The sequence below is a fragment of the Aminipila terrae genome, assembly GCF_010120715.1.
In the GTDB taxonomy this organism is placed as follows: domain Bacteria; phylum Bacillota; class Clostridia; order Peptostreptococcales; family Anaerovoracaceae; genus Aminipila; species Aminipila terrae.
In genome coordinates, this window is the sequence record NZ_CP047591.1 from 1,693,245 (window position 1) to 1,717,799 (window position 24,555).

Annotated in this window: 20 protein-coding genes; 17 read left to right on the top strand and 3 right to left on the bottom strand. The window is 37.8% G+C overall.

The window, feature by feature from the left end:
• Positions 1-12 precede the first annotated feature (12 nt).
• Both serS and Ami3637_RS08105 read left to right on the top strand, forming a co-directional pair.
• Positions 13-1,293 (top strand): serine--tRNA ligase, encoded by a 1,281-nt coding sequence (serS, locus tag Ami3637_RS08100; RefSeq protein WP_162362135.1) that lies wholly within the window; start codon positions 13-15, stop codon positions 1,291-1,293.
• A gap of 147 nt (positions 1,294-1,440) precedes the next feature.
• Positions 1,441-2,856, top strand: a complete 1,416-nt coding sequence (locus Ami3637_RS08105; protein WP_162362136.1) for a TolC family protein — start codon at positions 1,441-1,443, stop codon at positions 2,854-2,856.
• Between the two features lie 18 nt (positions 2,857-2,874).
• Here Ami3637_RS08105 and Ami3637_RS08110 read toward each other — a convergent pair whose 3' ends face one another.
• Positions 2,875-3,459: a TetR/AcrR family transcriptional regulator C-terminal domain-containing protein gene (locus Ami3637_RS08110; RefSeq protein ID WP_162362137.1), complete on the bottom strand. Its 585-nt coding sequence runs from the start codon at positions 3,457-3,459 to the stop codon at positions 2,875-2,877.
• Positions 3,460-3,566: 107 nt separating this feature from the next.
• Between Ami3637_RS08110 and Ami3637_RS08115 the strand changes: the two genes are divergently transcribed.
• The 8 genes from Ami3637_RS08115 to Ami3637_RS08150 all read left to right on the top strand — a co-directional run bounded on the left by Ami3637_RS08115 (position 3,567) and on the right by Ami3637_RS08150 (position 14,297).
• Positions 3,567-3,887 carry a hypothetical protein gene (locus tag Ami3637_RS08115; protein ID WP_162362138.1) on the top strand — a complete coding sequence of 107 codons (321 nt, stop codon included), beginning with the start codon at positions 3,567-3,569 and terminating at the stop codon, positions 3,885-3,887.
• A 15-nt stretch (positions 3,888-3,902) separates the two neighbouring features.
• A complete protein-coding gene (locus tag Ami3637_RS08120; protein WP_243158143.1) occupies positions 3,903-4,892 on the top strand; it encodes an HlyD family secretion protein in 990 nt (329 codons plus the stop codon).
• Position 4,893: 1 nt separating this feature from the next.
• On the top strand, positions 4,894-6,063 hold the full coding sequence (locus Ami3637_RS08125; RefSeq protein ID WP_162362139.1) for an ABC transporter permease: 1,170 nt from the start codon (positions 4,894-4,896) through the stop codon (positions 6,061-6,063).
• Positions 6,056-7,234, top strand: a complete 1,179-nt coding sequence (locus tag Ami3637_RS08130; protein WP_162362140.1) for an ABC transporter permease — start codon at positions 6,056-6,058, stop codon at positions 7,232-7,234. Before Ami3637_RS08125 ends, Ami3637_RS08130 begins: the two co-directional genes overlap by 8 nt.
• Before the next feature lie 180 nt (positions 7,235-7,414).
• Positions 7,415-8,515 carry an efflux RND transporter periplasmic adaptor subunit gene (locus Ami3637_RS08135; protein WP_162362141.1) on the top strand — a complete coding sequence of 367 codons (1,101 nt, stop codon included), beginning with the start codon at positions 7,415-7,417 and terminating at the stop codon, positions 8,513-8,515.
• 12 nt (positions 8,516-8,527) lie between these two features.
• Positions 8,528-11,590 (top strand): efflux RND transporter permease subunit, encoded by a 3,063-nt coding sequence (locus Ami3637_RS08140; protein WP_162362142.1) that lies wholly within the window; start codon positions 8,528-8,530, stop codon positions 11,588-11,590.
• A gap of 64 nt (positions 11,591-11,654) precedes the next feature.
• Positions 11,655-12,221, top strand: a complete 567-nt coding sequence (locus tag Ami3637_RS08145) for a TetR/AcrR family transcriptional regulator (RefSeq protein ID WP_162362143.1) — start codon at positions 11,655-11,657, stop codon at positions 12,219-12,221.
• A 393-nt stretch (positions 12,222-12,614) separates the two neighbouring features.
• A complete protein-coding gene (locus tag Ami3637_RS08150; protein WP_162362144.1) occupies positions 12,615-14,297 on the top strand; it encodes a methyl-accepting chemotaxis protein in 1,683 nt (560 codons plus the stop codon).
• A 93-nt stretch (positions 14,298-14,390) separates the two neighbouring features.
• Here Ami3637_RS08150 and Ami3637_RS08155 read toward each other — a convergent pair whose 3' ends face one another.
• A complete protein-coding gene (locus tag Ami3637_RS08155) occupies positions 14,391-15,068 on the bottom strand; it encodes a GTP pyrophosphokinase (RefSeq protein ID WP_162362145.1) in 678 nt (225 codons plus the stop codon).
• Between the two features lie 177 nt (positions 15,069-15,245).
• On the opposite strand from Ami3637_RS08155, the gene modA reads away from it, so the two are divergent.
• From modA to Ami3637_RS08175, 4 genes are read left to right on the top strand one after another with little or no spacing between them, the layout of a single operon-like run.
• A complete protein-coding gene (modA, locus tag Ami3637_RS08160) occupies positions 15,246-16,025 on the top strand; it encodes a molybdate ABC transporter substrate-binding protein (RefSeq protein ID WP_243158144.1) in 780 nt (259 codons plus the stop codon).
• Between the two features lie 19 nt (positions 16,026-16,044).
• Positions 16,045-16,707, top strand: a complete 663-nt coding sequence (gene modB / locus Ami3637_RS08165) for a molybdate ABC transporter permease subunit (RefSeq protein WP_162362146.1) — start codon at positions 16,045-16,047, stop codon at positions 16,705-16,707.
• Complete coding sequence (locus Ami3637_RS08170) at positions 16,704-17,525, top strand: XdhC family protein (protein ID WP_162362147.1); 822 nt, start codon at positions 16,704-16,706, stop codon at positions 17,523-17,525. Before modB ends, Ami3637_RS08170 begins: the two co-directional genes overlap by 4 nt.
• On the top strand, positions 17,525-18,496 hold the full coding sequence (locus Ami3637_RS08175) for a molybdopterin-binding protein (RefSeq protein WP_330586902.1): 972 nt from the start codon (positions 17,525-17,527) through the stop codon (positions 18,494-18,496). Before Ami3637_RS08170 ends, Ami3637_RS08175 begins: the two co-directional genes overlap by 1 nt.
• 75 nt (positions 18,497-18,571) lie before the next feature.
• On the opposite strand, the gene Ami3637_RS08180 is transcribed toward Ami3637_RS08175, so the two are convergent.
• A complete protein-coding gene (locus Ami3637_RS08180) occupies positions 18,572-19,453 on the bottom strand; it encodes a YitT family protein (protein ID WP_330586927.1) in 882 nt (293 codons plus the stop codon).
• Positions 19,454-19,738: 285 nt separating this feature from the next.
• On the opposite strand from Ami3637_RS08180, the gene Ami3637_RS08185 reads away from it, so the two are divergent.
• The 3 genes from Ami3637_RS08185 to Ami3637_RS08195 all read left to right on the top strand — a co-directional run bounded on the left by Ami3637_RS08185 (position 19,739) and on the right by Ami3637_RS08195 (position 24,539).
• Positions 19,739-21,754, top strand: coding sequence for a methyl-accepting chemotaxis protein (locus tag Ami3637_RS08185; RefSeq protein WP_162362149.1), 2,016 nt, complete (start codon positions 19,739-19,741; stop codon positions 21,752-21,754).
• A gap of 242 nt (positions 21,755-21,996) precedes the next feature.
• A complete protein-coding gene (locus Ami3637_RS08190; protein ID WP_162362150.1) occupies positions 21,997-24,009 on the top strand; it encodes a methyl-accepting chemotaxis protein in 2,013 nt (670 codons plus the stop codon).
• A 131-nt stretch (positions 24,010-24,140) separates the two neighbouring features.
• Positions 24,141-24,539, top strand: a complete 399-nt coding sequence (locus tag Ami3637_RS08195) for an ArsR/SmtB family transcription factor (RefSeq protein ID WP_162362151.1) — start codon at positions 24,141-24,143, stop codon at positions 24,537-24,539.
• Positions 24,540-24,555: the final 16 nt, after the last annotated feature.

Here is a 24,555-nt window from a genome sequence, read left to right on the forward strand (position 1 = left end):
GGAAATATTGAAATGTTAGATATAAAGAAAATCAGAGAACAATATGAAGAGGTAAAGGCCAGCGTTGAGAGAAGGGGAAAAGGAGATTTCGGACTGAGTAATATTCCTGCCCTTGATGAGAAAAGGAGAGAGATTCTTGCTAAAGTTGAAGCTATGAAGAACAAGCAGAATCAGGATTCAAAGGAAATTCCAAAGTTAAAGAAAGAAGGAAAAGACACTACAGCCTTAATGGCTGAAATGAAGACACTGTCAGATGAAATAAAGGAATTGGATGCACAGGTCAGTGCAGTAGAAGAAGAACTGAGAGTTGCTTTATTAAATGTACCAAACACCCCAAATCCTACAGTCCCTCTTGGTAAAGATGATGCAGATAATGTTGAACTGAGAAAATATGGAGAACCAAGAAAATTTGATTTTGAATATAAAGCTCACTGGGATGTGGGAACAGATCTTGATATTTTAGATTTTGACAGAGCTGCTAAAATTGCTGGTGCAAGATTTACAGTATATAAAGGACTTGGTGCCAGACTGGAGCGTGCAGTTATAAACTTTATGCTGGATCTTCATACTCAGGAACACGGATTTACAGAAATATTACCGCCGTTTATGGTTAATAGATCAGCTATGACTGGAACAGGGCAGCTTCCTAAGTTTGAAGATGATATGTTCCATGTGCCAGCTAAAGACTTTTTCCTGATTCCGACAGCAGAAGTTCCTGTCACTAACCTTCTTATGGATGAAATCATTGAAGCAGATCAGCTTCCTGTTTATTATACAGCATACACTCCTTGTTTCAGAAAGGAAGCTGGGTCTGCAGGGAGAGATACAAGGGGTCTGATCAGACAGCATCAGTTCAATAAAGTTGAAATGGTTAAGTTTGTAAAGCCGGAAACTTCATATGACGAATTAGAATCTCTTACTGCCGCTGCAGAAGATGTTTTGAAGAAATTAGAGATACCTTACAGAGTTGTAAAATTGAGTACTGGTGACTTAGGTTTCTCATCAGCTATGACTTATGATATTGAAGTATGGATGCCGAGCTATGGACGATATGTAGAAATCTCTTCATGTTCAAACTTTGAAAGCTATCAGGCAAGAAGAGGAAATATCCGATTCAGACCTGAAGCAAAGGGCAAACCGGAATTTGTCCACACATTAAATGGTTCAGGCCTGGCTGTAGGAAGAACTGTGGCAGCTATTCTTGAAAATTATCAGCAGGCAGACGGAAGTGTAGTTATTCCAGATGCCCTAAAACCTTATATGGGCAATCTGGGTAAGATTGAAAAGAGATAGGCTTTATACAAATTTCGAAAACTGTCTAAATTTTAGACAGTTTTTTGTTTATGTTTAATTTTTATACAACTGATAAAAATTATCTATTTCACTTTTATACATTTAAAAGTAAAATAACTTGAGAAAACAAAGAAGGAGGCTACGAAAGTGAAGAAAAAATATATTTGCATGATATTGGCGGCAGGTTTAATGGTTAGCTCTGCAACTTTAGCTTTTGCAGCGACAACTACAGGTTCAGCAGCAACGGGTGCTTCGAAGACGACAGTTACAACAAGCGCAGCAGTAACAACAACCAATGGAGCAGTAAGTAATGCGGGTACAGCAGTTACCACAACAAAGGCCGCTGTAACTACATCAGGAACTTCCATTACCACTACTGCCGGAGCAGTAACAACAACAGATGCAGCAATAAACACATCTGGTACAGCCATTGTAACACCACAGAAAACAGACACCAAAAAGCTTTCTCTGGAAGAAGCCATAAAAATAATGAAAACAACTGGTTCATCAGCAGAAACGGCAGGACTTCACAGACAGTCAGATATGGCAGTAGGAAATGGATATTCCGAAAAAGTCAGCACAATCAAAAAAACTCAAGATAAGCTGGACCTTTTAGATAGTATACCTTCCAGCATGTTACCTGCAGGGGTGGATCCTGTCCAGATGGCCTATGAAGCTCAGGTTGCGGGAGCAACTTCAAATAATAAAAAAATTATGCAGGCCAGACGTGACTTTGCCAGAGGCAATACAGAAAACAATTATCAGGCAGAATTAAATCAAATTGAATCGGATACAATCAGTATTTACTATAAGGTTCTATTAGCTCAGGACAATTTCCAGATAGCTAAAGAAAACCTGGTGACTCAGCAGAAGACATTAAAAAATGTAGAGGCAAAAAAAGCTGTTGGATTATTGTCAAAGAAAGATGTATTACAGGCTGAATCTGCCGTGGCAGATGCAGAAAGTGCAGTGAGAAGCGCAGAAACCCAGCTTAAATATGCCAAAATGTCTTTCAACTATTTGTTGGGATATAACGTTCAGCAGGATGTAGTCTTTACGGATACCATAGAGCACTTTACATCAGCATCTGCAATCGTACCAGCAGATACAGCTGTACAAAATGCTTTAAATAACAGAATCGAATTAAAGGGTGCAAATTTTGCAATTCAGGTTTATGAAATTCTACTGGATGATGTTAAAGCATACCCCAAAAATTCATCTACTTATTTGAATGCTAAAATAAATCTGGAAGAATCAAAGAAAACCGCAAAGGATGCTTATAGTAAAATCGAAATAGATATCAGAAATAAATATGATTTACTACAGGATAAAAAAGCTGCGGTACAAGCAGCAAAAGAACTTCTGGACTATGCAACTGAAGGAGAAAGACTCATGGAACTTACCAATGAGGAAGGTATAAGTACAGTAGAAGATTTGCTGAAAACACAGGTAAGTGTATATAAAGCAAAATTAAATCTGGCAAATGCAAATTCCGACTATGCTTTAGCATTAAAGAGCTATGAATTTGCACAAGGAGTTGGAACTACAAGAATTCCGTTATAGTGTTAATAATGCAAGTGGTCACGCTGGCTTGGATTTGGCTGCAAAACGTTCCAAAGCAGTCCGGGAGGTCCCAGAAACAATGGTGTCAAGAATATCAATCACTTCTTCTGGTGACCGTTTCATACCATTGGAAAGCCAGTCTTCCAGCAAAGCTCCAAAGGAAATGGCATAATAATGAACCACAAAGTTAAAGGATTCTTCGTCCACATTTATGTCAGAAGAAATCTGAGTGATTATCTGAGTAGCTATTTTTACCACATCTGCATAAAGAAATTGTTTGATAGCGGTACGGCCAAGAGAGTTAAGGGCACAAAGAACCACAGTAGAGTTCTTCTCCAGGTATTTGAGAAGGTAGATGCCCACCTCCTGCCAGGTCAGAAAGTTGTCCGTATCTTCCAGAACAGAAACAATCTCCTGATTAACAATCCATTCAAGGAGGGCGTAAATATCCTGAAAGTGGTAGTAAAAAGTCTGACGGTTAACTCCGCAGTCCTCTACAATTTCACGAATGCTGATTTTATTTAAAGGCTTCTGAGTCATGAGTTTTTTTAATGAATCAGCCATAAGCCGTTTAGTCATTTCAGTAGTTACAGATTGTGCCATGGTATTAACCTCCGGAAATTAAAATTTTAAATATATTATATAGGAACAATTGTCAAAAAACCATACAAATGTATAAAGAATATGGTTTTAGAGAAAGGAAGCATTCAATGAATGGGAAGTACGCCATCGTATTGAAGAGCCCTATGGGCCCCAAAAAGGGTTTTATCTATTTAAAAGAACTAAACAACTGTATAGAAGGAAAGCTGGATTGTTTAGGAAAAAAACATTTATTTACGGGCACAATTTCTGATAGTGGCAAGATATCCTTAGAAGGTATCCTGCGGTCCCCTTTAGGAGAAGAACCATTTTTGATTCAGGGAACAATTCAGGAAAATGTTCTCACGGCTAGTTTTAAAAGGCGGAATGAAAGTTATGAGATATTGGGACTTCAGGTAGACGATAACAAAGAAAGCAAAATAGAGATTTAGAAAGGAAGAGATGACATGGAGAAGGAAATATTGACAGCTATGGATAAAAAGAAAAAAACTACAGCAGTTCTTGTGGGAGTGCTGGTGGTAGCATTGATTGCAGCAGGCTGTTGGTCTTTCAGTAGTAAAGCCGAAGAGACGAAGGACTTCATAGTGCAGGGAAATGTAAAGACGACGGAAATAGATTTAAACTCCAAATTAGCAGGGAATATTGGAGAGATTCTTGTGAAAGAAGGAGATGAGGTGAAAGCAGGAGACGTTATCATCAAAATTTCCAGCCAGGCAGTGCAAGCAAAACTGCAGCAGGCAAAAGCAGCCAAGGCAGCGGCTGAAGCAATAGCAGAAAAGGCACAAAATGGAGCAAGAAGCCAGGAAATAGCCCAGGCAAAAGCAGCTTTCGATTATGCGCAAAAAACATATAATCGTATGAAGACTTTACTGGATCAGGAAGCCATATCCCAGGCAACTTTTGACCAGGTAGAAGCACAATACATTGCGGCTAAGGAAACTTATGATATGGCTGTACAGGGAGCTAGAAGCGAAGATGTTGCAGCCGCAGATTCCCAGGTGGCCCAGGCCAATGGGGCTATAGCAGAAGTTAACAGCTATCTTGATGATGCACAAATTAAAGCACCTGTAGATGGAACCATTACTTCTGTCAATGTGGAGCAGGGAGAGCTGATTTCTACAGGGATGCCACTTGCCACATTAACTACCAAGGATGAGCCCTGGATTGAAGTCAATATTAAGGAAACAGATTTAAATAAAGTCCAAAAAGGGCAGAAAGTGAAAGTTACGTTCCCTGCATACAAAGACAAAGAATGGGAAGGAACAGTTACCGTTGTAAATAAAAAACCTGATTTTGCAACAAAAAAAGCAACAAATGAAAATGGAGATTTTGATGTGCTATCATACGGAGTAAAGATTTCTCTTTCAGGAATGGATAAAGAGTTATATTCCGGAATGACGGCAATGGTTAATTTTGGAAGAAATGAAGGAAAGTAAAATGCTTAAATCAAATAAACTTGCAATAGCATTCTACAATTTTAAACTAAGGCATCCAAGATTTGTTATGGCTACTTTAGTATTTATTATCATACCTGTAGTATCAGGTCTGGCATTAGGTTATGAAATGAAAGCGGATGTGCCAACCAGTATTCCTACAGTCATAGTAAATCATGATAATTCGGATTTTAGCAGAAAGTTTACAAGATTTATAGAAGACAGTAACTATTTTGATGTGATAGAATATGCAGACAATGATCAGAGAATAAAAGAATTAATGGATAAGGATCAGGCCTTTGCAGGAATAATCATACCTGAAAATTTTTACAGTGATATGCGTCTGGGAAATGCTCCTAAAATTCTCACATTGTATGACGGTGCATCTCTTTCGGTGGTAACCACGTGCAAAACAGCCATGTCAGAGATTTTACTGACGACAAAAGCTGCATATATGATGAGCATTTTTGAAGGGAAATTATCAACTGTGCCTGAACAGGTTATGAATATGGTTGCCCCTATCAGTGTAAATTATAAATTCCTGTACAATCCCACAAAAAGCTTTAGAAACTACTTGCTGATTGGGATGCTTGCCTCTGTTATACAGGTAGGAATAGCTATGCAGGGAGCTGAGCGGGGTTATGAAAATCAGATTGGACCCAGAACCTATCTAAATCAAATTAAGGTTGTGAGTGGATGGTCGGCCATGAGTATGTTTTCCATCATACTCTGCCTGGGTATCCAGTATCTGTTCTTTGATATGCCATACAGAAGCACTATACTGGGCGGACTGATAATAACTTATCTGTTTGCCATGTGCATTTTAAATATGGGATACATCGTAGGAAATCTTGTTCCAGACCGGACTTTTGCCATACAGGTTGCAGCTATTTTAGTGCTGCCAACAAGTGTCTTGGGCGGCTATACATATCCTATAGAAGGCATGCCATATGGTTATGAAGTTTTTGCAAGGGGTATCCCGTTCTTCTATTATGGAAACTGGATTAGGAGCCTTTGTTTAAAAGAGCTGCATCTTAACGATTTAGCCGTTCCACTTCAGTATTTCACCAAATTTATTCTGGCAGAACTAATCATTATTCTGGCAATTACTTTGTTTAAGAATTGGTGGAGAGCTAAATACAAGGATGGATTGGGGGTGACTCCAATTGTTTGAAGAATTTAAAAACATGACCCTTACCCAGAAAAAAGAAAAATTTATGGAGATTAAACCATATTTAATCATATTGCTTGTGCCCATTGCCTTTACTATTTTGTTTGGCGGGATGTTCAGCCCGGTTTTTGTGCAGAATATTCCTATTGCCATTTATGATATGGACCAGTCACCAAAATCCAGGCAGGTCATTGATAATTTTTATGATTCACCTACTTTAAGTATAACGGAGGATATTTCCTCTGTTGATGAAATAAAGGAAAAGCTTCTTTTAGGTGAAATTCACGGAGCTATTATCATACCAAAAGATTTTGGAAAAGATTTAAATGGTAAAAAGGGTGCAAAAGCCGTTGTATTTATGGATAATACAAACTTTATGTATGGAAATAATGTAATGAGTGCCATAAATACTATTTTCGAAACGGTGAATGCAGGTGTACAGATGAAATACTTAGAAGGAGGTTCTCTGGTACCTTATCAGGCACAACAGAGTGTTTACACTTTAAATTTAGTAGACAGAGTGTTGTATAACCCACAGCTGGGATATTTTTATTATTTGTTCCCAGGGCTTATCTCCATATTTGCACAGCAGGCCTTTTTAGCTGCAGGAGTTCCTATTTTGGTAGAAGAAAAAAACAGACTGCGGGATTTGCCTATGGGGCTGAGTAAAGAATTTGTAAATGTTAAAATGTCGCTGATGGTTCGCAGATTCATGCTTATGAGTGGTTTAAGCGTCATGAGTACCATGGCTTGTTTAAGGATTGCTATGAAGATGCTGGGATTTCCCATGGAAGGAAATATATTTGTATTAATCCTGTTCCAGGCAGTTTTCTTAGGGGCAATGACAGGGATGGCCCTGGTTATTGCTTCAATCTTCGAACAGGTGGCACATGCAGTGCAGTTTACCATGTTCCTGACTATACCAACTTTTCTTTCCTGTGGCTTTGCATGGCCGGAGTATATGATGGCACCAGGATTCGCAGACGTGATAAAGGTTATTTGGCCGTTATATTACTATATAACCCCAATGAAAGATATCATGCTGAAGGGGGCAGGTCTTGAACTTTTAAAACCATATTTAATCGGCTGCATTTTATTTGCTGCCGTGTGGATTCCCATTGGATTACTCTTGTTTGGAAGAAAAGTGAAATTAATTAGAGAACTTCATTCATGAATGAAGTTCTTTTTGCTATATTTTTTATTATTATCCAACAAATCAATCAACATCTGTTGAATAACATACAGTTTGACTGATAATTAATGATTGAATGGCTTAAATTCATGCTCTATAGTAGACACATGTAGAAATGAAACGTTTCAATTAGCTATAAGAAAATACTGAGGAGCAGAAGAAATGAAAGGGACCATAATAAAATACAAATGGGCAATTGTGGTAATTGCCATTACTCTTATAATATTCATTATAAATGGAGCAGGAAATATTAAAGGTGAAGCTATGACAGTTCCAAAAGAACAGGCAGTCCTGGTCCAAAAAGTTCTAAGTGCAGAAAAAACACAGCTGTTGGAATTGACAGGAACGCTGGAGGCACGTGACAACATCATCATTACATCAAAATATGGTGGCAAAGTGAATAACGTTCTGGTGGAAAATGGTCAAAACGTACATACAAATCAAAATTTAATTTTAATGGAAGCCACACAACAGCAAAATGCGTTGATTCAAGCACAAAATGCGCTGGCAAAAGCAAATGCCAACTTGAACTATATCCAGAAAAATTATGAACGAATGAAAAATTTATATGATGCAGAGGTCATTTCCCAAAATGATATGGACAATGCTGAATTATCGTATCAAGTAGCCAAGGCTGATGTGAATTCAGCACAAGCGATTTACTCTAACGCACAAGATGCTGTAAAGGACACGGAGGTGAGCAGCAGAATAAAGGGCACAGTGGCTGATTGCAATATCAAATCTGGCCAGATGGTGCAAGCCGGAACACCGTTGATGACGGTTCAAGATCTCTCCCATATCTACTTGGTGGTAAATGTTAATCAGGATGATATCAGTAAAATAGCTTTAGGAGAAAAGGTGAATGTGTCTGTTGATGCGTTTTCGGCCAAAACCTTCAATGGCACGGTTGAAATCATAAATCCCGTGGCAAATACTGCCAGCCGAAGCTTTGAGGTAAAAATGGTTGTGGAGAATACCCAATCTCTTCTTAAACCAGGGATGTTCGCTAAAGTACAAATTGAGTTCGCCCCACCTAAGAGGGCAATTACAGTACCACAATCGGCTGTAAGCGGAAAAGACGGTCTGTACTATGTATTTGTTGCCAACGATCATAAAGCAGAAAAGCGATCAGTAGGGCTTGGTGACACCATGGGACAGGAGGTCGAAGTTAAATCAGGGCTGGCTGAAAGCGAAAAGCTTATTATAAGTAATGTGAACAAGTTAAAAGATGGTGACACCATTCGAATTAGTAAGACAAAATAAAGGAGGTGCCTCATGTTTTTAACAGATATAAGTTTGCGAAGACCGGTTTTTGCCACCGTTTGCATCATAGCATTATTAGTAATGGGTGTCATCAGTTTTTTCGGACTGGGTTCTGATGAGTTCCCACCAGCTGAATTTCCCTATGTGACAGTTACAATTGTAGAGCCAGGCGCCTCTCCCAATCAGATACAAGATAATGTGACCAAGAAAGTTGAGGATGCCATTGGACAAGTAGCAGGGATGAAACATATTAACTCCACCTGCCAAAACAATGTCAGTATTACCTATGCAGAATTTACACTGGAAACCCGTTCGGCTGACGCAGTTCAAAATGTTCGGGACAAAATCGGCACTATTCGTAGTTCTCTTCCCAAGGATTGTGAAGAGCCTATCATCGCAAGTTTTGACCCCACTTCTAAACCGGTAGTTTCACTGGCCATTACAGGGAAAGCATCTTTACGGGAAATGACCACAACAGTTAATGACTTGATAAAGCCAAAACTGGAAACTATCAGCGGTGTGGGCTCTGTAAAAATTTACGGTTCAGAGGAAAGAGAAATTCATATTAATTTGAATCGTGATAAAGTTTCCATGTATGGACTGACTACAAATGAAATAGCTACAGCTTTGAAAAGCACCAATATGGAAGCCTCTGCAGGAAAAATAACCCAGGGGACTAGTCAGTTCTCTTTACATACCAATGGGCTAATAACTAAATTAGATGATTTTAAAACTTTGGTAATAAGCAGACAAAATGGACAGCCAATTTATCTGCAGGATATTGCAACCATAGAAGATGGCACGAAAGAGAAAGATAGTATGGCCTTTTATCAAGGCAGGAAGGCCATTGGCATTGACATTGTTAAACAATCAGGAGTCAGTACCATTGATGTAGCGGACCAGATTACCAGAGAGTGTGAAAATATCCAAAAAGAGCTACCAGCAGATATGCATCTAAAGGTTGTTAAAGATAATTCTATTATTATTAAAGCTTCTGTTGATGAAGTCCTTAAAACAATTGTTGAAGGTGCCATACTAGCAGTTCTTATTGTTTTCTTGTTTCTTGCCAATTGGAGAACCACTATAATCAGTGCAATAGCGTTACCAACTTCTGTTATTGGTGTGTTTGCATTGATGAAAGTACTTGGATTTACATTAAATACAATGACATTAACTGCATTGTCCTTAAGTGTAGGCTTGCTAATAGACGATGCAATTGTTGTCATAGAAAATATTGAACGGCATCGCCATATGGGGAAAAATGGATTTGAGGCTACAAAGGATGGAACTTCTGAAATTGGATTAGCTGTTATTGCAACCACATTGGCACTGGTAGCAGTGTTTTTACCAGTAGGGATGCTGAATGGTGTAGTAGGTCAGTTTTTTAAACAGTTTGGAATAACTGTAGTGGGAAGCGTACTTATTTCATTGTTTGTTTCCTTCACATTAGTGCCAATGCTGTCTTCCCGTTACCTGAAAGATGAGGAGCATGCAGAATCAAAATATAAAATTGTTTCTTTGATAAAAAAAGGTGCCAATTGGTTTAATCTTAAATTTGATTGTTTAGCAGAACATTATTCTGGCTTGCTTGAAATTGTTTTTAAACATAAGATTAAACTGCTATTATGCACGGTTTTACTTTTTACCGGAAGCATGGTTGCAGCGGCAAATATGGGGACAGATTTCATTCCAAAATCAGATTTATCTAAAATGAATATTGTAGTTGAACCCGATGCAGGATTAACGAAAGAAGCCACCGGAAATAAAATGCTGCAACTTGATAGCATACTCAGAAAGAATAAAGAAGTGACCAAAGTTTATGCAACCGTTCAAGATGATGCAGGGAATCTTTATGTTGAGTTGGTTGATCGAGAGGAAAGGGACAAATCCATTGATCAGTTAGCACAGGAATTGCGCGCAGAATTTAAGAAAGTTCCTGGTATCAGAGTCTCCATTACACCGGTTTCTCTTGGACCTACAGGGGACCTGAAGGATATAGAATTTAATATAGTGGGAGATGATATAAACACTCTTCAGGAATACGGAGAAAAGGCACAGAAGGTGTTGGAAGAATTACCAGGTGTAGTAGATGTGGTGAGTAGCTATAAACCGGGTAGCCCCCAGAGCAACATTGTAATTAATCAGCAGAAGGCAGCTGATCTTGGGGTAGAACCTGCACAGGCATTGGATGCACTATACACTTTATATAACGGTGCGGTAGTAAGCCAGTTTAAAGATGGGCAGGATCAAGTTGATATCAGATTGCAGCTAGAAGAAAACAACCGTAATGATATTGATAATTTAAACAGTATCTTTCTGAAAAGTAGTACATCGGGTCAACTAATTCCTTTAAGTGCTATTGCTGATAAAGAGTTTAATCCGTCGCCAGGTGTCATTTCACGTTATGACAAGCAGCAGCGCATTTACATTTCAGGAAACATACAGGGAGCAAGCGCAGGGGAAGTGAACGAAATTTTTCTGAAAAAACTCAATAAGGAGGCAACGTTACCTGTAGGTTGCAAAGTGGTTTCTGGGGATATGACGGAATTGATGGATGATTCTATTACAGGGATGTTTTTTGCCCTGCTAATGGCGGTCTTATTTATCATATTTATCATGGCTGCCCAGTTTGAAAGCTTTATAGACCCATTAGCAGTGGTCTTATCACTTCCATTGGCAGTCATCGGGGCAATCTTCGGATTGCTTATAATGGGAAGCAATATCAATTTAATCTCCCTTATTGGTATGATTATGCTCATGGGTCTGGTAACCAAAAATGCAATATTGCTCATCGATTTTGCCCGTAATGAGATAAAGAAAGGAAAGCCATGTAATCAGGCGCTTATTTTAGCAGGAAAAACCAGATTGCGACCGATAATTATGACTACTTTGGCAATGGTATTAGGAATGATTCCCATGGCAATGGGGGAAGGTGCAGGCGGCGAGACAAGAGCACCCATGGCTTATGCCATTATTGGAGGATTGATTTCATCAACTTTATTAACCTTGTTTGTAGTACCGGTTATCTATAGCTTTATCCAGAATGTTAAAAATAAATTTCATTTATCAAAATAACTCTTGCAGAGTGACAGAGAAATTATTACCATAGGGATATCAGATTAGAATATAGAGGATTCATATGAACAAACAGAGAAATGACAGACGCATCAGAAGAACTAAGAAAACTTTAATTGATGCCCTAACAGTATTGATGTCTCAAAAGAGAATTAATAAGATCACAGTCACAGAACTAACAGAACTTGCAGATGTGAATCGCTCCACTTTTTATTTGTACTACAAAGATGTTTATGACATGGTTGAAAAAGTGGAGTCTGAGTTGTTAGAAGATTTTTTGGAGGCATTTAATAAATGTTTTAATAAATATTATAAATGCGATGCAGCGTATAACAATTTATTATCCTTTTTTACCTTTTTATTTGAGTTTGTAAGAAGTAATTCAAAAATGTGTAAAATACTACTGGGACCTGACGGAGACTACGCGTTCTTAGAAAAGTTGAAGAGTATTATTAAATCCCAACCTGGCTTTGAGAGTGATGAACATAACCTTAAACTACAATATTATGACCCGTTTATTATTTCTGGTTGTATTGGAATCATACAGGAGTGGTTGGATAACGACATGAAGGAATCACCGAAAGCTATGGCAATTATGGTATTAGAGTTAACACAAAACGAGCTACTGTAAGAAGTGATATTTAAACACCAGGACTGCGCACTAAAATAGTGCGCAGTCCTTTTTGGGTTAATTATAAAGCAAACCACTATATAATGTATAGAAAAACTAAAAAAGTAAAAAGTTTGAAAATTTTGTAAATTTATAATTGAAAATAAAGAAATGAAGTGGTATTATCTAGATAATTTCAAAAGAATTGTAGAGAAGAGCAACAAAACAAGAGAAGAGACAAGCCCCAAAAAAGATATTAACAGCTTTTAATATTTTTTTAGATTTTGCGTGTTGTTATATAGGACTGGCGCTTATATAACAATGAAAAAGAGGTGATATGGTGACAGGCAGATATCTGGTATTGTATAGCTTAGTTTAACATCGCAAAGGAGTGTGTTTAAATTGTTTAAAAATATGAAAATGGCTAAAAAGCTAATCATATCATTTCTAATTGTTACGTTGCTTGGAAGTATTTCTGGAATTTCTTCTATATTTTCAATGCAGAAAATCAGTACAGATGCTGACTTCGCGCTTCAGAAATATGGATTTGCCACTGGAGACATAGGCGGCGCCATAGTAATGGTAGCTGATAGCAGACGAGCTGTTCGAGATATCGTTGTTTTTACGAACAAAGAAGATATAAAGCAAGCAGAAGACCAGCTTAAAACAATCAGAGCAAAACATAGTAAGTATTATGAAAGTGTCAAAAAATCTATTGTTAACAGTGATGAAGAAAAACTTATATCTGAAATTGACAAGGAAGTAGCTGACTATAGGCAAATACAGGATAAATACATAGCTTTAGGGGAAAAAGCCACACCGGAAGAAAAAGCGGTTCTGTTGCAGCAGATGAAGGCTGAATTAGATCCACAATATGATAAAGTATATACTGCTTACGCCAATTTATATTTTGAAAAGAAAGATGCAGGGAAGGCTTTGACAGATGAGTTTGGAAAGATGTGCCTTTTCTTCTTTATCATGACTATTGTTTTAATTGTAAGTAGTATACTCATAGCCAGCATCTGTGGAGTACTGATTGCTCGAAATATTTCAAATTGTGTTTCCAAAGTTGTCAGAGTAGCAGAACAGGTTGAAAGTGGCGACTTAGATATACAACTGGATATCTATACAAAGGATGAAATCGGAATTCTTGCAGAAGCCTTTAGAACTATGACAGATCAGCTTAAAACTATTATTGAAGATATTAACTATGTTTTAGGTGAAATGGGCCAGCGGAATTTCAGAGTACATACAAGATGCAAAGAGAAATATGTGGGCCAGTACAGCAATATTTTTCAGGCCATGCGCAATATTAACGTAAATCTTAGCAATGCCATATCCCAAATCAATGAGGCAGCAGACCAGGTAGCAATTGGTGCAGATCAAATGTCTGCTGGAGCTCAGGCACTTTCTCAGGGGGCAGTTGAGCAGGCAAGCAGTGTGGAAGAATTATCTACTACAATTACGGATATCGCACGACATATAAATGATAATTCGCAAAATATTCATGAGGCAGATCAACTTGTTGATAACACTGCAAAGGAAGTAGCAGCCTGTGATCAGCATATGAAAAACATGATGGTTGCCATGGGGGATATCAGTGACAATTCAAGCAGGATTGGAAATATTATTAAAACCATTGAAGACATTGCATTCCAGACCAATATCCTTGCTCTTAATGCTGCTGTAGAAGCTGCCAGAGCAGGAGAAGCAGGAAAAGGATTTGCTGTGGTTGCAGATGAAGTACGTAATCTTGCACAAAAATCTGCTGAAGCAGCAAAAGATACTACGGAACTAATCAGTAATGCCATAGGTGCTGTAGAAAAAGGAACTGGTATTGCGGGAGCTACCGCAGAATCACTGCGAAATATTGTTAATCAGGCAGAACAGTTAACAGAGGTTATTGAAAAAGTTTCCAAAGCTTCTGATGAACAGGCAGAAGCAGTTGCGCAGGTTAGCCTGGGTGTAGATCAGGTATCTGTAGTGGTACAGAGGAATTCTGCTACTGCAGAAGAAAGCGCTGCTACCAGTGAAGAGTTAAATGGACAATCCAGAATGCTTAAAGAGCTGGTTGGCCAGTTTACTCTGAAAGAATAGTTGTAAGTCCTCGCCCTTACCTATAAAAAATACCCTTTAGCGTAGATAAATTAATTTATGCTAAAGGGTATTTCTTATTATTCAATGAGCATTTTATTTCGGACTGAATTTGTCCAGGTCGTCTAAAAAGCTATGAATTTTCTGCATCTGTAAATCTGAGTTTGCTATATTCTCAGAGCATTCTTTGAGTTCTTCAGCAATAAACTTAGGAATCTCACCTTCCGCTTTGTATCTTAGCTGGTGTTCCAGACTGGCCCAGAAATCCATTGCCATTGTTCTTATTTGCACTTCAACAGGTATTCTTTCTACCCGGTTTACGAAGAAAACGGGTACCCCTACAACTAAATGGAGACTTCTATACCCATTAGATTTTGGGTTTTTAATATAATCTACTTCTTTGATAACCGTTAAATCATCCTGTTTTTTTAAAAGCTCAGCGACTATATATATGTCATCAACATAATGGCAGATAACACGTATTCCCGCTATGTCAAAAAGTTGCTTTGAAATTTTATTTATATCTAAGTCATATCCTCTTCGTATGAGCTTCTCATATATACTTTCCGGGGATTTTACCCGACTTTCCATGTGATGAATAGGATTATGCTTATGTAGTAATTGAAAATCATCATCAAGAATTTCGAGCTTAGTTTTTACTTCGCGTATAGCAGCAGTGTAGTTTTTATTTATTTTAGCATATGCTGTTAAAACATTTTTTAAATCAGCGGATGGCTCATTATCAAAATTTTGTGATAATATACTGGCATTCATAAAATGAAAATCCTTTCTTGTTAATTACATGATATAGTCTACCACAACCAGTAAATAATTTGTAATGATTTGATGAAATTTAATATTAAAGCAAAGTTCATATTAAAAACTTCTCTGATATAGTGTATGATAATTATATAAACATTGTATAAATGGAATATGAAGGGAATATTAAAAATGAGTAATTTTAAAATAAAACTATATTTAACCATATTGATAATTATTTCCATGGCTTTTTCAGGGTGTTATGGTAATACACAAAAAGCGCAGGGGGTAACTGTAAATGTATCCGCTGCAGCCAGTTTAACGGATGCGTTAAATGAAATTGCCACAGAGTATGGAAAGAAGTCAGAAGATAAAATACTGTATAATTTTGCCGGTTCAGGTGCCTTAAAATCCCAGATTGAAGAAGGAGCGCCCTGTGATTTGTTTATATCTGCAGCTAAAGATCACATGGATGAATTACAAGAACAGGATTTGATAGATAAAAATACAAGAATTGATCTTCTAGGAAATACCCTTACTTTAATTGCATCAAAAGAAGGCAAAGACATAGTATCTTTGGATTCCCTTGTGAGCAGTCAGGTAAAAAGCATTGCCATTGGTACCCCTGAATCCGTTCCGGCAGGCCAATATGCACAACAGACTTTTGAAGCTTTGGGGATAACCAATCAGGTAAGTTCAAAATTAATTATGGGGAAAGATGTAAAAAGTGTATTGGACTACGTTGAAACTGGGAATGTTCAATGTGGGTTTGTTTATAAGACGGATGCAATGTTATTAAAAAGTGGTTCCATAATTGCAGATGTGCCGGAAGATTATCATAAACCTATTGTTTATCCCATGGCCATTCTAAAAGACACAAAGAATAAAAAACAAGTGGACAGGTTTTATGATTTTCTTCAATCAGATGTGGCTAAAAGTATATTTAAAAAATATGGTTTTACAGTGTTATAAATTTATTAGGAAGGTTTAGATGATATTACAGCCTATATTTCTTACGTTAAAAGTTGCGGCTTTGGCAACTCTAGTTACTTTAATTCTGGGTACTGTCTGTGCTTATATTATGGTCAGAAAAAATATCAGAGGGAAAAATATCTGGGAGACCATACTAATATTACCCATGGTTCTGCCACCTTCCATACTGGGATATATCCTGCTGATTTTACTGGGACGGCGAGGCCCTGTGGGAGGCTTTTTACTTGAACATTTCAATCTTCAGATTATATTTACCTGGGTTGCCTGCGTTATAGCTTCCAGTATAGTATCTTTGCCCCTGATGTATCAAAGTATAAAAACTGGATTGCTTGGGGTTGATTCAATTTATGAAGATGCTGCAAGAGATCTGGGAGCCAACAGATGGCAGGTATTCTGGAAAGTTACATTCCCCCTGGCTATGCCGGGGCTGATAAGCGGAATTGTTTTAAGTTTTGCCAGAAGTATGGGAGAATTCGGAGCCACTCTCATGGTTGCAGGTAATATTCCTGGAAAGACTCAGACTATATCGACAGCCATTTATTTTGCCGTTGATGGAGGAAAAGACTATTTAGCTAATATGTTGGTACTCATCATGACATTACTGAGCTTTATATTGGTATTTGGCTTAAACTTCTGGATTAAAAAGGAGATTTATAAATGAAAACAAGTGGAATAGAACTGGCTAAAGAACTGATTGAAAATGGGGAAGATTTTGTTATTGCCAAAGTAGTTGATACAAAGGGTTCTGCACCCAGAAAAAAAGGAGCATGGCTCCTCATGAGAAAAGATGGCAGCTCTGTGGGAACCGTTGGAGGTGGAGTACTGGAAGCAGAAACGGAGAAGATGGCGTTAAAGGTTTTTAAGGACAAAAATCCCTTTATGCATCACTTTATATTAACTCCGGGAGAAGAGGGCAGTCTGGACATGCGATGCGGCGGAAATGTGGATATTTGTTTTGAATATATAGATGACAAAAATGCAGAACAGTTTCTAAGGGATTTCAGAATGAAAAGCACAGCCTATATCTTTGGGGCAGGACACGTAGGAATGGCAGTGGAGCCTGTACTTCGGTATGTTGGTTTTAATACCGTTGTTATTGATGACAGAAAAGAGTTTGCCAATATTGAAAGATTCCCTGGAGCCGAAAGAATATTAATAAGTGATTATAGAAATGTTTTTTCACAGATTAACACGGATAAAGACAGCTATATCGTTATTGTTACAAGAGGTCATGCCGGAGACTATGAAGTACTGAAACAGAGTCTCTCAGTGGAGTGTGAATATATTGGAATGATAGGGAGCCGGAAAAAAATAGCGTATACCTTTGAACTCCTTAAAAAAGAAGGAGTTCCTCAGGAAAAGTTATTAAAAGTACATTCTCCCATAGGCCTTAACATTCAGGCCGAAACCCCGGAAGAAATTGCTATAAGTATTACGGCGGAGATGATAAAAGTCCGAGCCCTTGCAGAGGAAGAATAATGAAAGAAATAAATGTAGAAAAAGCAGTGGGAACTGTTCTTGTTCATGATATGACCCAGATTATTCCCGGTGAATATAAAGGCCCCAGATTTAAAAAAGGACATGTTGTCACGGAAGAGGATATACCAGTACTTTTATCCATGGGAAAGAAGAGCCTTTATGTGATTGAAAAAGATGATAAGGATGTGCATGAAAATGATGCGGCATTAAGAATTGCAAAGGCTGCTTCTGGACAGGGCATTACCATGTCACAACCTTCAGAAGGAAAAATTGAATTGTTTGCAGAATACGACGGATTGTTGAAAATAGACACCGAGCAGTTATCTGAACTCCTGGAACAGGATGAGATAATGCTTGCCAGTATCCATGGAAACAGAATGGTCAAGGCAGGAGATAAACTGGCAGGGACCCGGGTAATCCCTCTTTTTGTAGCCGAGGATGTGGTTAAACAGGCAGAGACAGTCTGCAGCAAAAGAAAAATAATTGAGGTTAAAAAACTTAGCAGCTTAAAAATAGGGATTGTGACTACTGGCAGTGAAGTCTATTCAGGGACTATCCAGGATAAATTTGGTCCTGTACTTTTTAAAAAGTTTGAAGCCCTGGGAAGTATTGTTGTAAAGCAGATGTTTTCTGATGATAACTCTCAAATGATTTCGGAGTGTATAAAGGAACTTTTGAAGGAGGGCGCAGAAATTGTATGCGTAACTGGAGGGATGTCTGTTGATCCTGATGATAAAACACCTGCTGGAATCAGAGAAGCGGGAGGCCAGATTATAACATATGGGGCACCGGTTTTGCCAGGAGCCATGTTTATGCTGGCTTATATCGGTGAGATACCTGTAGTTGGTTTACCCGGTTGTGTCATGTACAGCAGAGTCAGCATATTTGATTTGATTATTCCAAGACTTCTGGCAGGGGAGAAGATTACTAGAAAGGATATAAAGGTGCTGGCTCAGGGGGCTTGTGTTTAAACTGTCCAAATTGCATCTTTCCTGCTTGCGGCTTTGGCAGGGCATAAATAAAAAACAGGGATAACTTTATTAAAGTTATCCCTGTTTTTTTAGTGTGTGAAGTTTACTTTTAAAGGAACTTCCAATCACCGCAGTGCTTTCAAACATAGTGATAAAAGCTTGTGAATCCAGTTCAAGGACAATCTTTTTCAACCGCGGTGTTTCGTGTATATTTATGGTACACATAACCTGAGATTTTTCTTTTCCTAAATAGGCACCCGTAACATGAGAGATGGTAGCACCACGGCTAAATTCTGCAGATAAGGCCTGTGCAATATCTTCTCCTTTATCTGTAACGATTAGAACCATTCTTTTATAATTCATTCCATCCAGTATGTAATTCACCACCCGGGTTGTAATGTATAATGTTGTAATTGTGGCGATTGCAATATCCAGACCAAGAAAACAAGCAGCAAGCATAACTAGAACTGCATTAATAGAAAGCGACATAGTACCAATCTGAAAAGAAGTATATTTGTTTATAATTCTGCATATTACATCTGTTCCTGCACCTGAACCATTACATTTCAGCATGATACCTCCACCGGAGCCAACAAGAAGACCTCCACAGACGATACAGGTAAAAAGAGATTGAGATGGTATGGGAACCTGTTCCAGAAGTCGCATAAAACCTGTCATACCGATCATTCCCAAAGTGCTGTACAGCATAAACTGCCTGTTTACCATAAAGTAGCCCAAAGCTAGTATAGGAATATTCAGAAGAAAGGTGGTTATAGCCACGTTACTACCCGTTAATATATGCATCATAATGGAAATAGCGGTGATACCTCCACCTAAAATGTTACCGGGAACGTAGAAAAGCTGAACCCCTGCACCAACAATAAAACTTCCGATAATAACTAAAAAATGTCTTTTAACCGGTAGGCTGGCTGAGACTTTTTTAAATTTCCAGTTGATTTCATTTACTTATCCTCCAATATAAAGTATATCTTTAACCTTTAAAAACTGATTTAATATAGAATAACTTATAAATATATAAAGATGCAAGTTATAAATTGGAAGAAGCAGTAAGTCATAGGAAAAGAACCTTTTTATTGTCTCCAAAATTATTTTGACAAAGAATGTAGAATTATGTAGAAAAATGGCAATATTGTTGTAGACAAAGCGATTGTATTGTTGTAAAATAAGACAATACAAAATATTCTGAAAAATGGGAAAACTTGTAAGAAGGGAGATGGCAGTATGAATATTTTCAAAAAAAGTATATTACTAAAATTTTTAATAGGAGTTATAGTACCCGTCACACTTTGTTTATGTATTTTGCTAGTTTCAATTTTCTCATTGGTTAAATCACAAATAGAAACGGCAACATCAGAAACACTCACAGCTAATTCCAAGGAAGCATCATTCCAGGTACAAAATTTCTTTACACAGTATCTGAAGGCTACAGAAACCTTATCTAAGGATCCTGATATGGAGAAGTTTTTTAAGGGATTACAAAAAGGCACCTATATATTGTCAGGAGAAGGGATTGACAATGTAGAGAAAAATATTCACAATGTTGCCAACATGGATACCAAGAATATTCTGGCAGCCTGGGTTGCAGACGTTGACTCCAGTCAGTTAACACAGACCGATGGATTTACCGGTAAGCCGGACTGGGATATTACCAAGAGACCTTGGTACATAGCCATTAAAGAAAAGAACGGAACCATTCTTTCACAACCATATATTGACTCAAGTACGGGTATGTTAATTGTTTCCGCAGCATCTCCAGTTTACGACAGTACCACAAATGAGATCATTGGTGTAGTTGGTTTAGACATAACACTAGAGAATCTTGGAAAAATTATGGCAAGTTATACTTTAGGAGATACAGGATTCTTTATATTCCTGGCAGAGGATGGATCAGTAGTTTACGATAAAAATTCTGATAACATAATGAAAAATGTAAAAGAAATAGGCTTATCCGGTCAAGTATCTGCTGCTTTTGAAAAGCACCAGGAAGGCTATATGAAATATACAAAAGATGGTGAGCAGGTTTATGGATACTTAAGCATGATAGGCAATACTGGATGGACCGTATTGTCTTCCCTGCCAGAGAAAGAATTTTATCAGGATTATAACGTGTTAATGAAAGTAAGTCTGGGAATCTTTGTAGCAGCCCTGATTCTTCTGTCTCTGATAATCATTTTCATTTCAAAGGGGATTGTTAAACCGCTTAAGCGTCTGGCTGTCAATGCACATCAGATTGCAGACGGCAATTTAGATGTAAAAGTAGATAGAAAGTCTATTGATGAAACGGGACAGGTAGCAGAAGGCTTAGATAATACTGTTGTGAGACTGAGAGAATACATAAAATATATTGATGAAATATCATATATTCTGGGAGAGATGGCATCAGGAAATCTAACATTTGAATTAACCCAGGAATATGCAGGGGAATTCTCCAAAATAAAAGTAGCTCTGCTAAATATTCAGAAAACATTTATCCAGACTTTCTCAGAAATATCAGTTTCAGCTGATCAGGTTGCTACTGGCTCTGAACAGCTGGCACAAGGTGCTCAACAGCTGTCACAGGGTTCCATACAGCAGGCAAGTTCGGTTGAAGAATTATCTGCTACAATTATGGAAATATCTGAAGGAATTAAGAAGAGTGCCCAAAATGCAGGAGAAGCAAGAAGCATTTCAGCAGAATCAGAAGTGGAAGTTGACCATGGAAACCAGCAAATGAGCAAAATGATAACGGCCATGGAAGAAATCAGGAGTGCATCCAATCAGATTAGTAATATCATAAAGGCAATAGACGATATCGCTTTCCAGACCAATATTCTTGCTTTAAATGCAGCAGTAGAAGCTGCAAGGGCAGGAGAAGCCGGAAAAGGTTTCGCTGTTGTAGCAGATGAGGTAAGAAACCTGGCAGCTAAGAGTGGAAATGCAGCAAAAGATACCACATCACTAATTGAAACTGCTATTGCAGCAGTGGAAAACGGAACCAAAATAGTTGCGGATACGGCTTCTTCACTAGAAAAAATCGTAGTCAATACAAAGCAGTCGGCAACAGTAATAGACGAGATATCAGATGCAAGTAATCAGCAGGCAGAGTTTATGAATCAGGTAACCGTAGGTGTAGATCAGATTTCCACAGTTGTACAGACAAACTCAGCTACGGCAGAAGAAACTGCAGCAGCCAGTGAAGAACTCTCCAGTCAGGCTAATCTGCTGAAAGAATTAATCGCAAAGTTTAAGACTAAGTAGCTGTAAATCAAATCATGTAATCTAAAAAGTCGGAGGGAGATCTGACAATAAGACATAGAAAACTGGCAAGCCAGAATGTAATGGCTTGCCAGTTTTTTATGTGGATTTTATCGATCAATGATGTAAGATATTGTAGAAATATGGAAAAATATATATAGACAAAATAATCTGATTAATATAAGATATAGGAAACATACAAAAAATTCTGAAAACAACAGTCTTGCAAGAAAGGAAGATACAGTATGAATATTGCAAAAAGAAGTATATTATTCAAATTTTTAGTTGGAGTTATTATTCCGGTAACCCTTTGTTTATGTATTTTGCTGGTCAGCATTTTTTCTTTGGTGAAATCAAACGTAGAAACCTCAACAGCTGAAAATCTTTCTGCTAATTCAAAACAAGCTTCGTATCAGGTTGAGAACTTCTTTACAGAATATTTAAAACTGGTACAGACATTTTCTGTCGATCCTCAACTGCAGCCAATTTTTAAAAATGTAACGTGGGGAAGCGTAACCCCAAGTGAAAATTATACTCAATTAATAAATACTTTAGTTAATCTCAAAGCAATGGATCCAGAAAATATTTTCTGGGCCTGGGTGGTAGATTTTGATTCTGGCCAGGCTGTTCAGGATGATGGGTTAATCACCAGTACCACTAGGGATATAACCGCAAGGCCATGGTATGTATTGTTACAGGAAAAAAAAGCACCTATTCTGACCCAGCCGTATAAGGATGATGCTTCTGGTAAATTAGTAGTAACTGCTGCAGCGCCTGTATATGATAGTGTTACTAAAGAAATGATAGGGGCAGTAGGTATAGATATTGCTTTAGACAATCTGGAAAAGATTATGGCAAGTTATACCTTAGGAGATACAGGATTCTTTATCTTTTTATCAGCTGATGGCTCCGTAATCTATGATAAAAATACAGATAACATAATGAAAAATGTAAAAGAAATAGGCCTATCCGATCAAGTATTTGAAGCTTTTCAAAAGCATAAGGAAGGCTATATGAAGTACACAAAAGATGGAGAACAGGTTTATGGATATATGAGTCTGATTGGTAATACTGGATGGACTGTACTATCTTCTTTACCTGAAAAAGAGTTCTATCAGGATTACAAGGTATTAATGAAAGTAAGTCTGGGAATCTTTGCAGCAGCCTTGGTTTTCCTGTCATTGATAATAGTTATCATTTCAAGGGGAATTGTAAAACCTCTTAAACGGCTGGCTGTCAATGCACATCAGATTGCAGATGGAGATTTGGACGTAAAGGTAGATAGAAAGACTATGGATGAAACCGGGCAGGTGGCTGAAGGATTAGATAAAACTGTTGTGAGACTGAGGGAATACATAAAATATATTGATGAAATATCATATATTCTGGGAGAAATGGCTTCTGGAAATCTAACTTTTGAGTTAACTCAGGAATATGCAGGGGAATTCTCCAAAATAAAAACAGCCCTGCTAAATATTCAAAAAACATTTATTAAGACTTTTTCGGAAATTGCAGTTTCGGCTGACCAGGTTGCTACTGGTTCTGAGCAGTTAGCACAGGGAGCGCAGCAACTGTCCCAGGGTTCTATGCAACAGGCCAGTTCTGTTCAGGAATTGTCTGCCACAATCATGGAAATTTCAGAGGGTATTAAAAAGAGTGCACAAAATGCAGGAGAAGCAAGAAGAATTTCCACAGAATCAGAATTGGAAGTTGACCATGGAAATCAGCAAATGACCAGAATGGTAATGGCTATGGAGGAAATCAGAAGCGCATCAAATCAGATCAGCAATATCATAAAGGCGATTGATGATATCGCTTTCCAAACCAATATTCTTGCTTTAAATGCTGCAGTAGAAGCCGCACGGGCAGGAGAAGCCGGAAAGGGTTTTGCTGTTGTGGCAGATGAGGTACGAAATTTGGCAGCCAAGAGTGGAAATGCAGCAAAGGACACTACAGCACTAATTGAAACGGCCATTTCTGCAGTGGAAAATGGAACAAAGATCGTTACAGACACTGCTTCCTCATTAGAAAAAATCGTAGCAAACACAAAAGAGTCAGCCGCAGTAATAGACGAGATATCAGACGCAAGTGACAGACAGGCTGCATTCATGGGCCAGGTGACGGTTGGCGTAGATCAGATTTCTACAGTTGTACAAACAAACTCAGCTACTGCAGAAGAAACCGCAGCGGCCAGTGAAGAACTCTCCAGCCAGGCAAATTTGTTAAAAGAATTAATTGTAAAATTTAAGACAAAGTAATTTTAAAATATAAATGAAATTCCCTATTGACACAGTAGGGAATTTTATTTATACTACAATTAAACGATTGCTTAATCGTTTAATGATAAAACAATTTATTAACTTAATTAAAATATAATAAGGAGTTATATATGAATAATCAGGAAGAAAAAAAATGCAAATGTCTGGAATGCCCATTACATATTGAACTGCCTCATAATCATGGAAGCAAAACAGCAGATTTCATAGCTAGCAAGCCTGAACCAGTTATATTTGAACAAACAGCCAGTACTTTTCAGATGATAAGTGACAGTACCAGGTTAAAAATATTATGGCTGCTTTGCCATAGCGAGGATTGTGTGGTAAATATTGCAGCAGCAATTGAAATGAGTTCTCCTGCGGTCTCTCATCACTTGCGCTTACTAAAACAGTCAGGACTGATAATCAGCAGAAGAGTTGGGAAAGAAACTTATTATACATTGGCTGATACGGAAGAAGCAGCTTTGGTTCACGATATAGTAGACAGGACATTTAATATAAAGTGCAGATAAAACATCACAGTAAAGG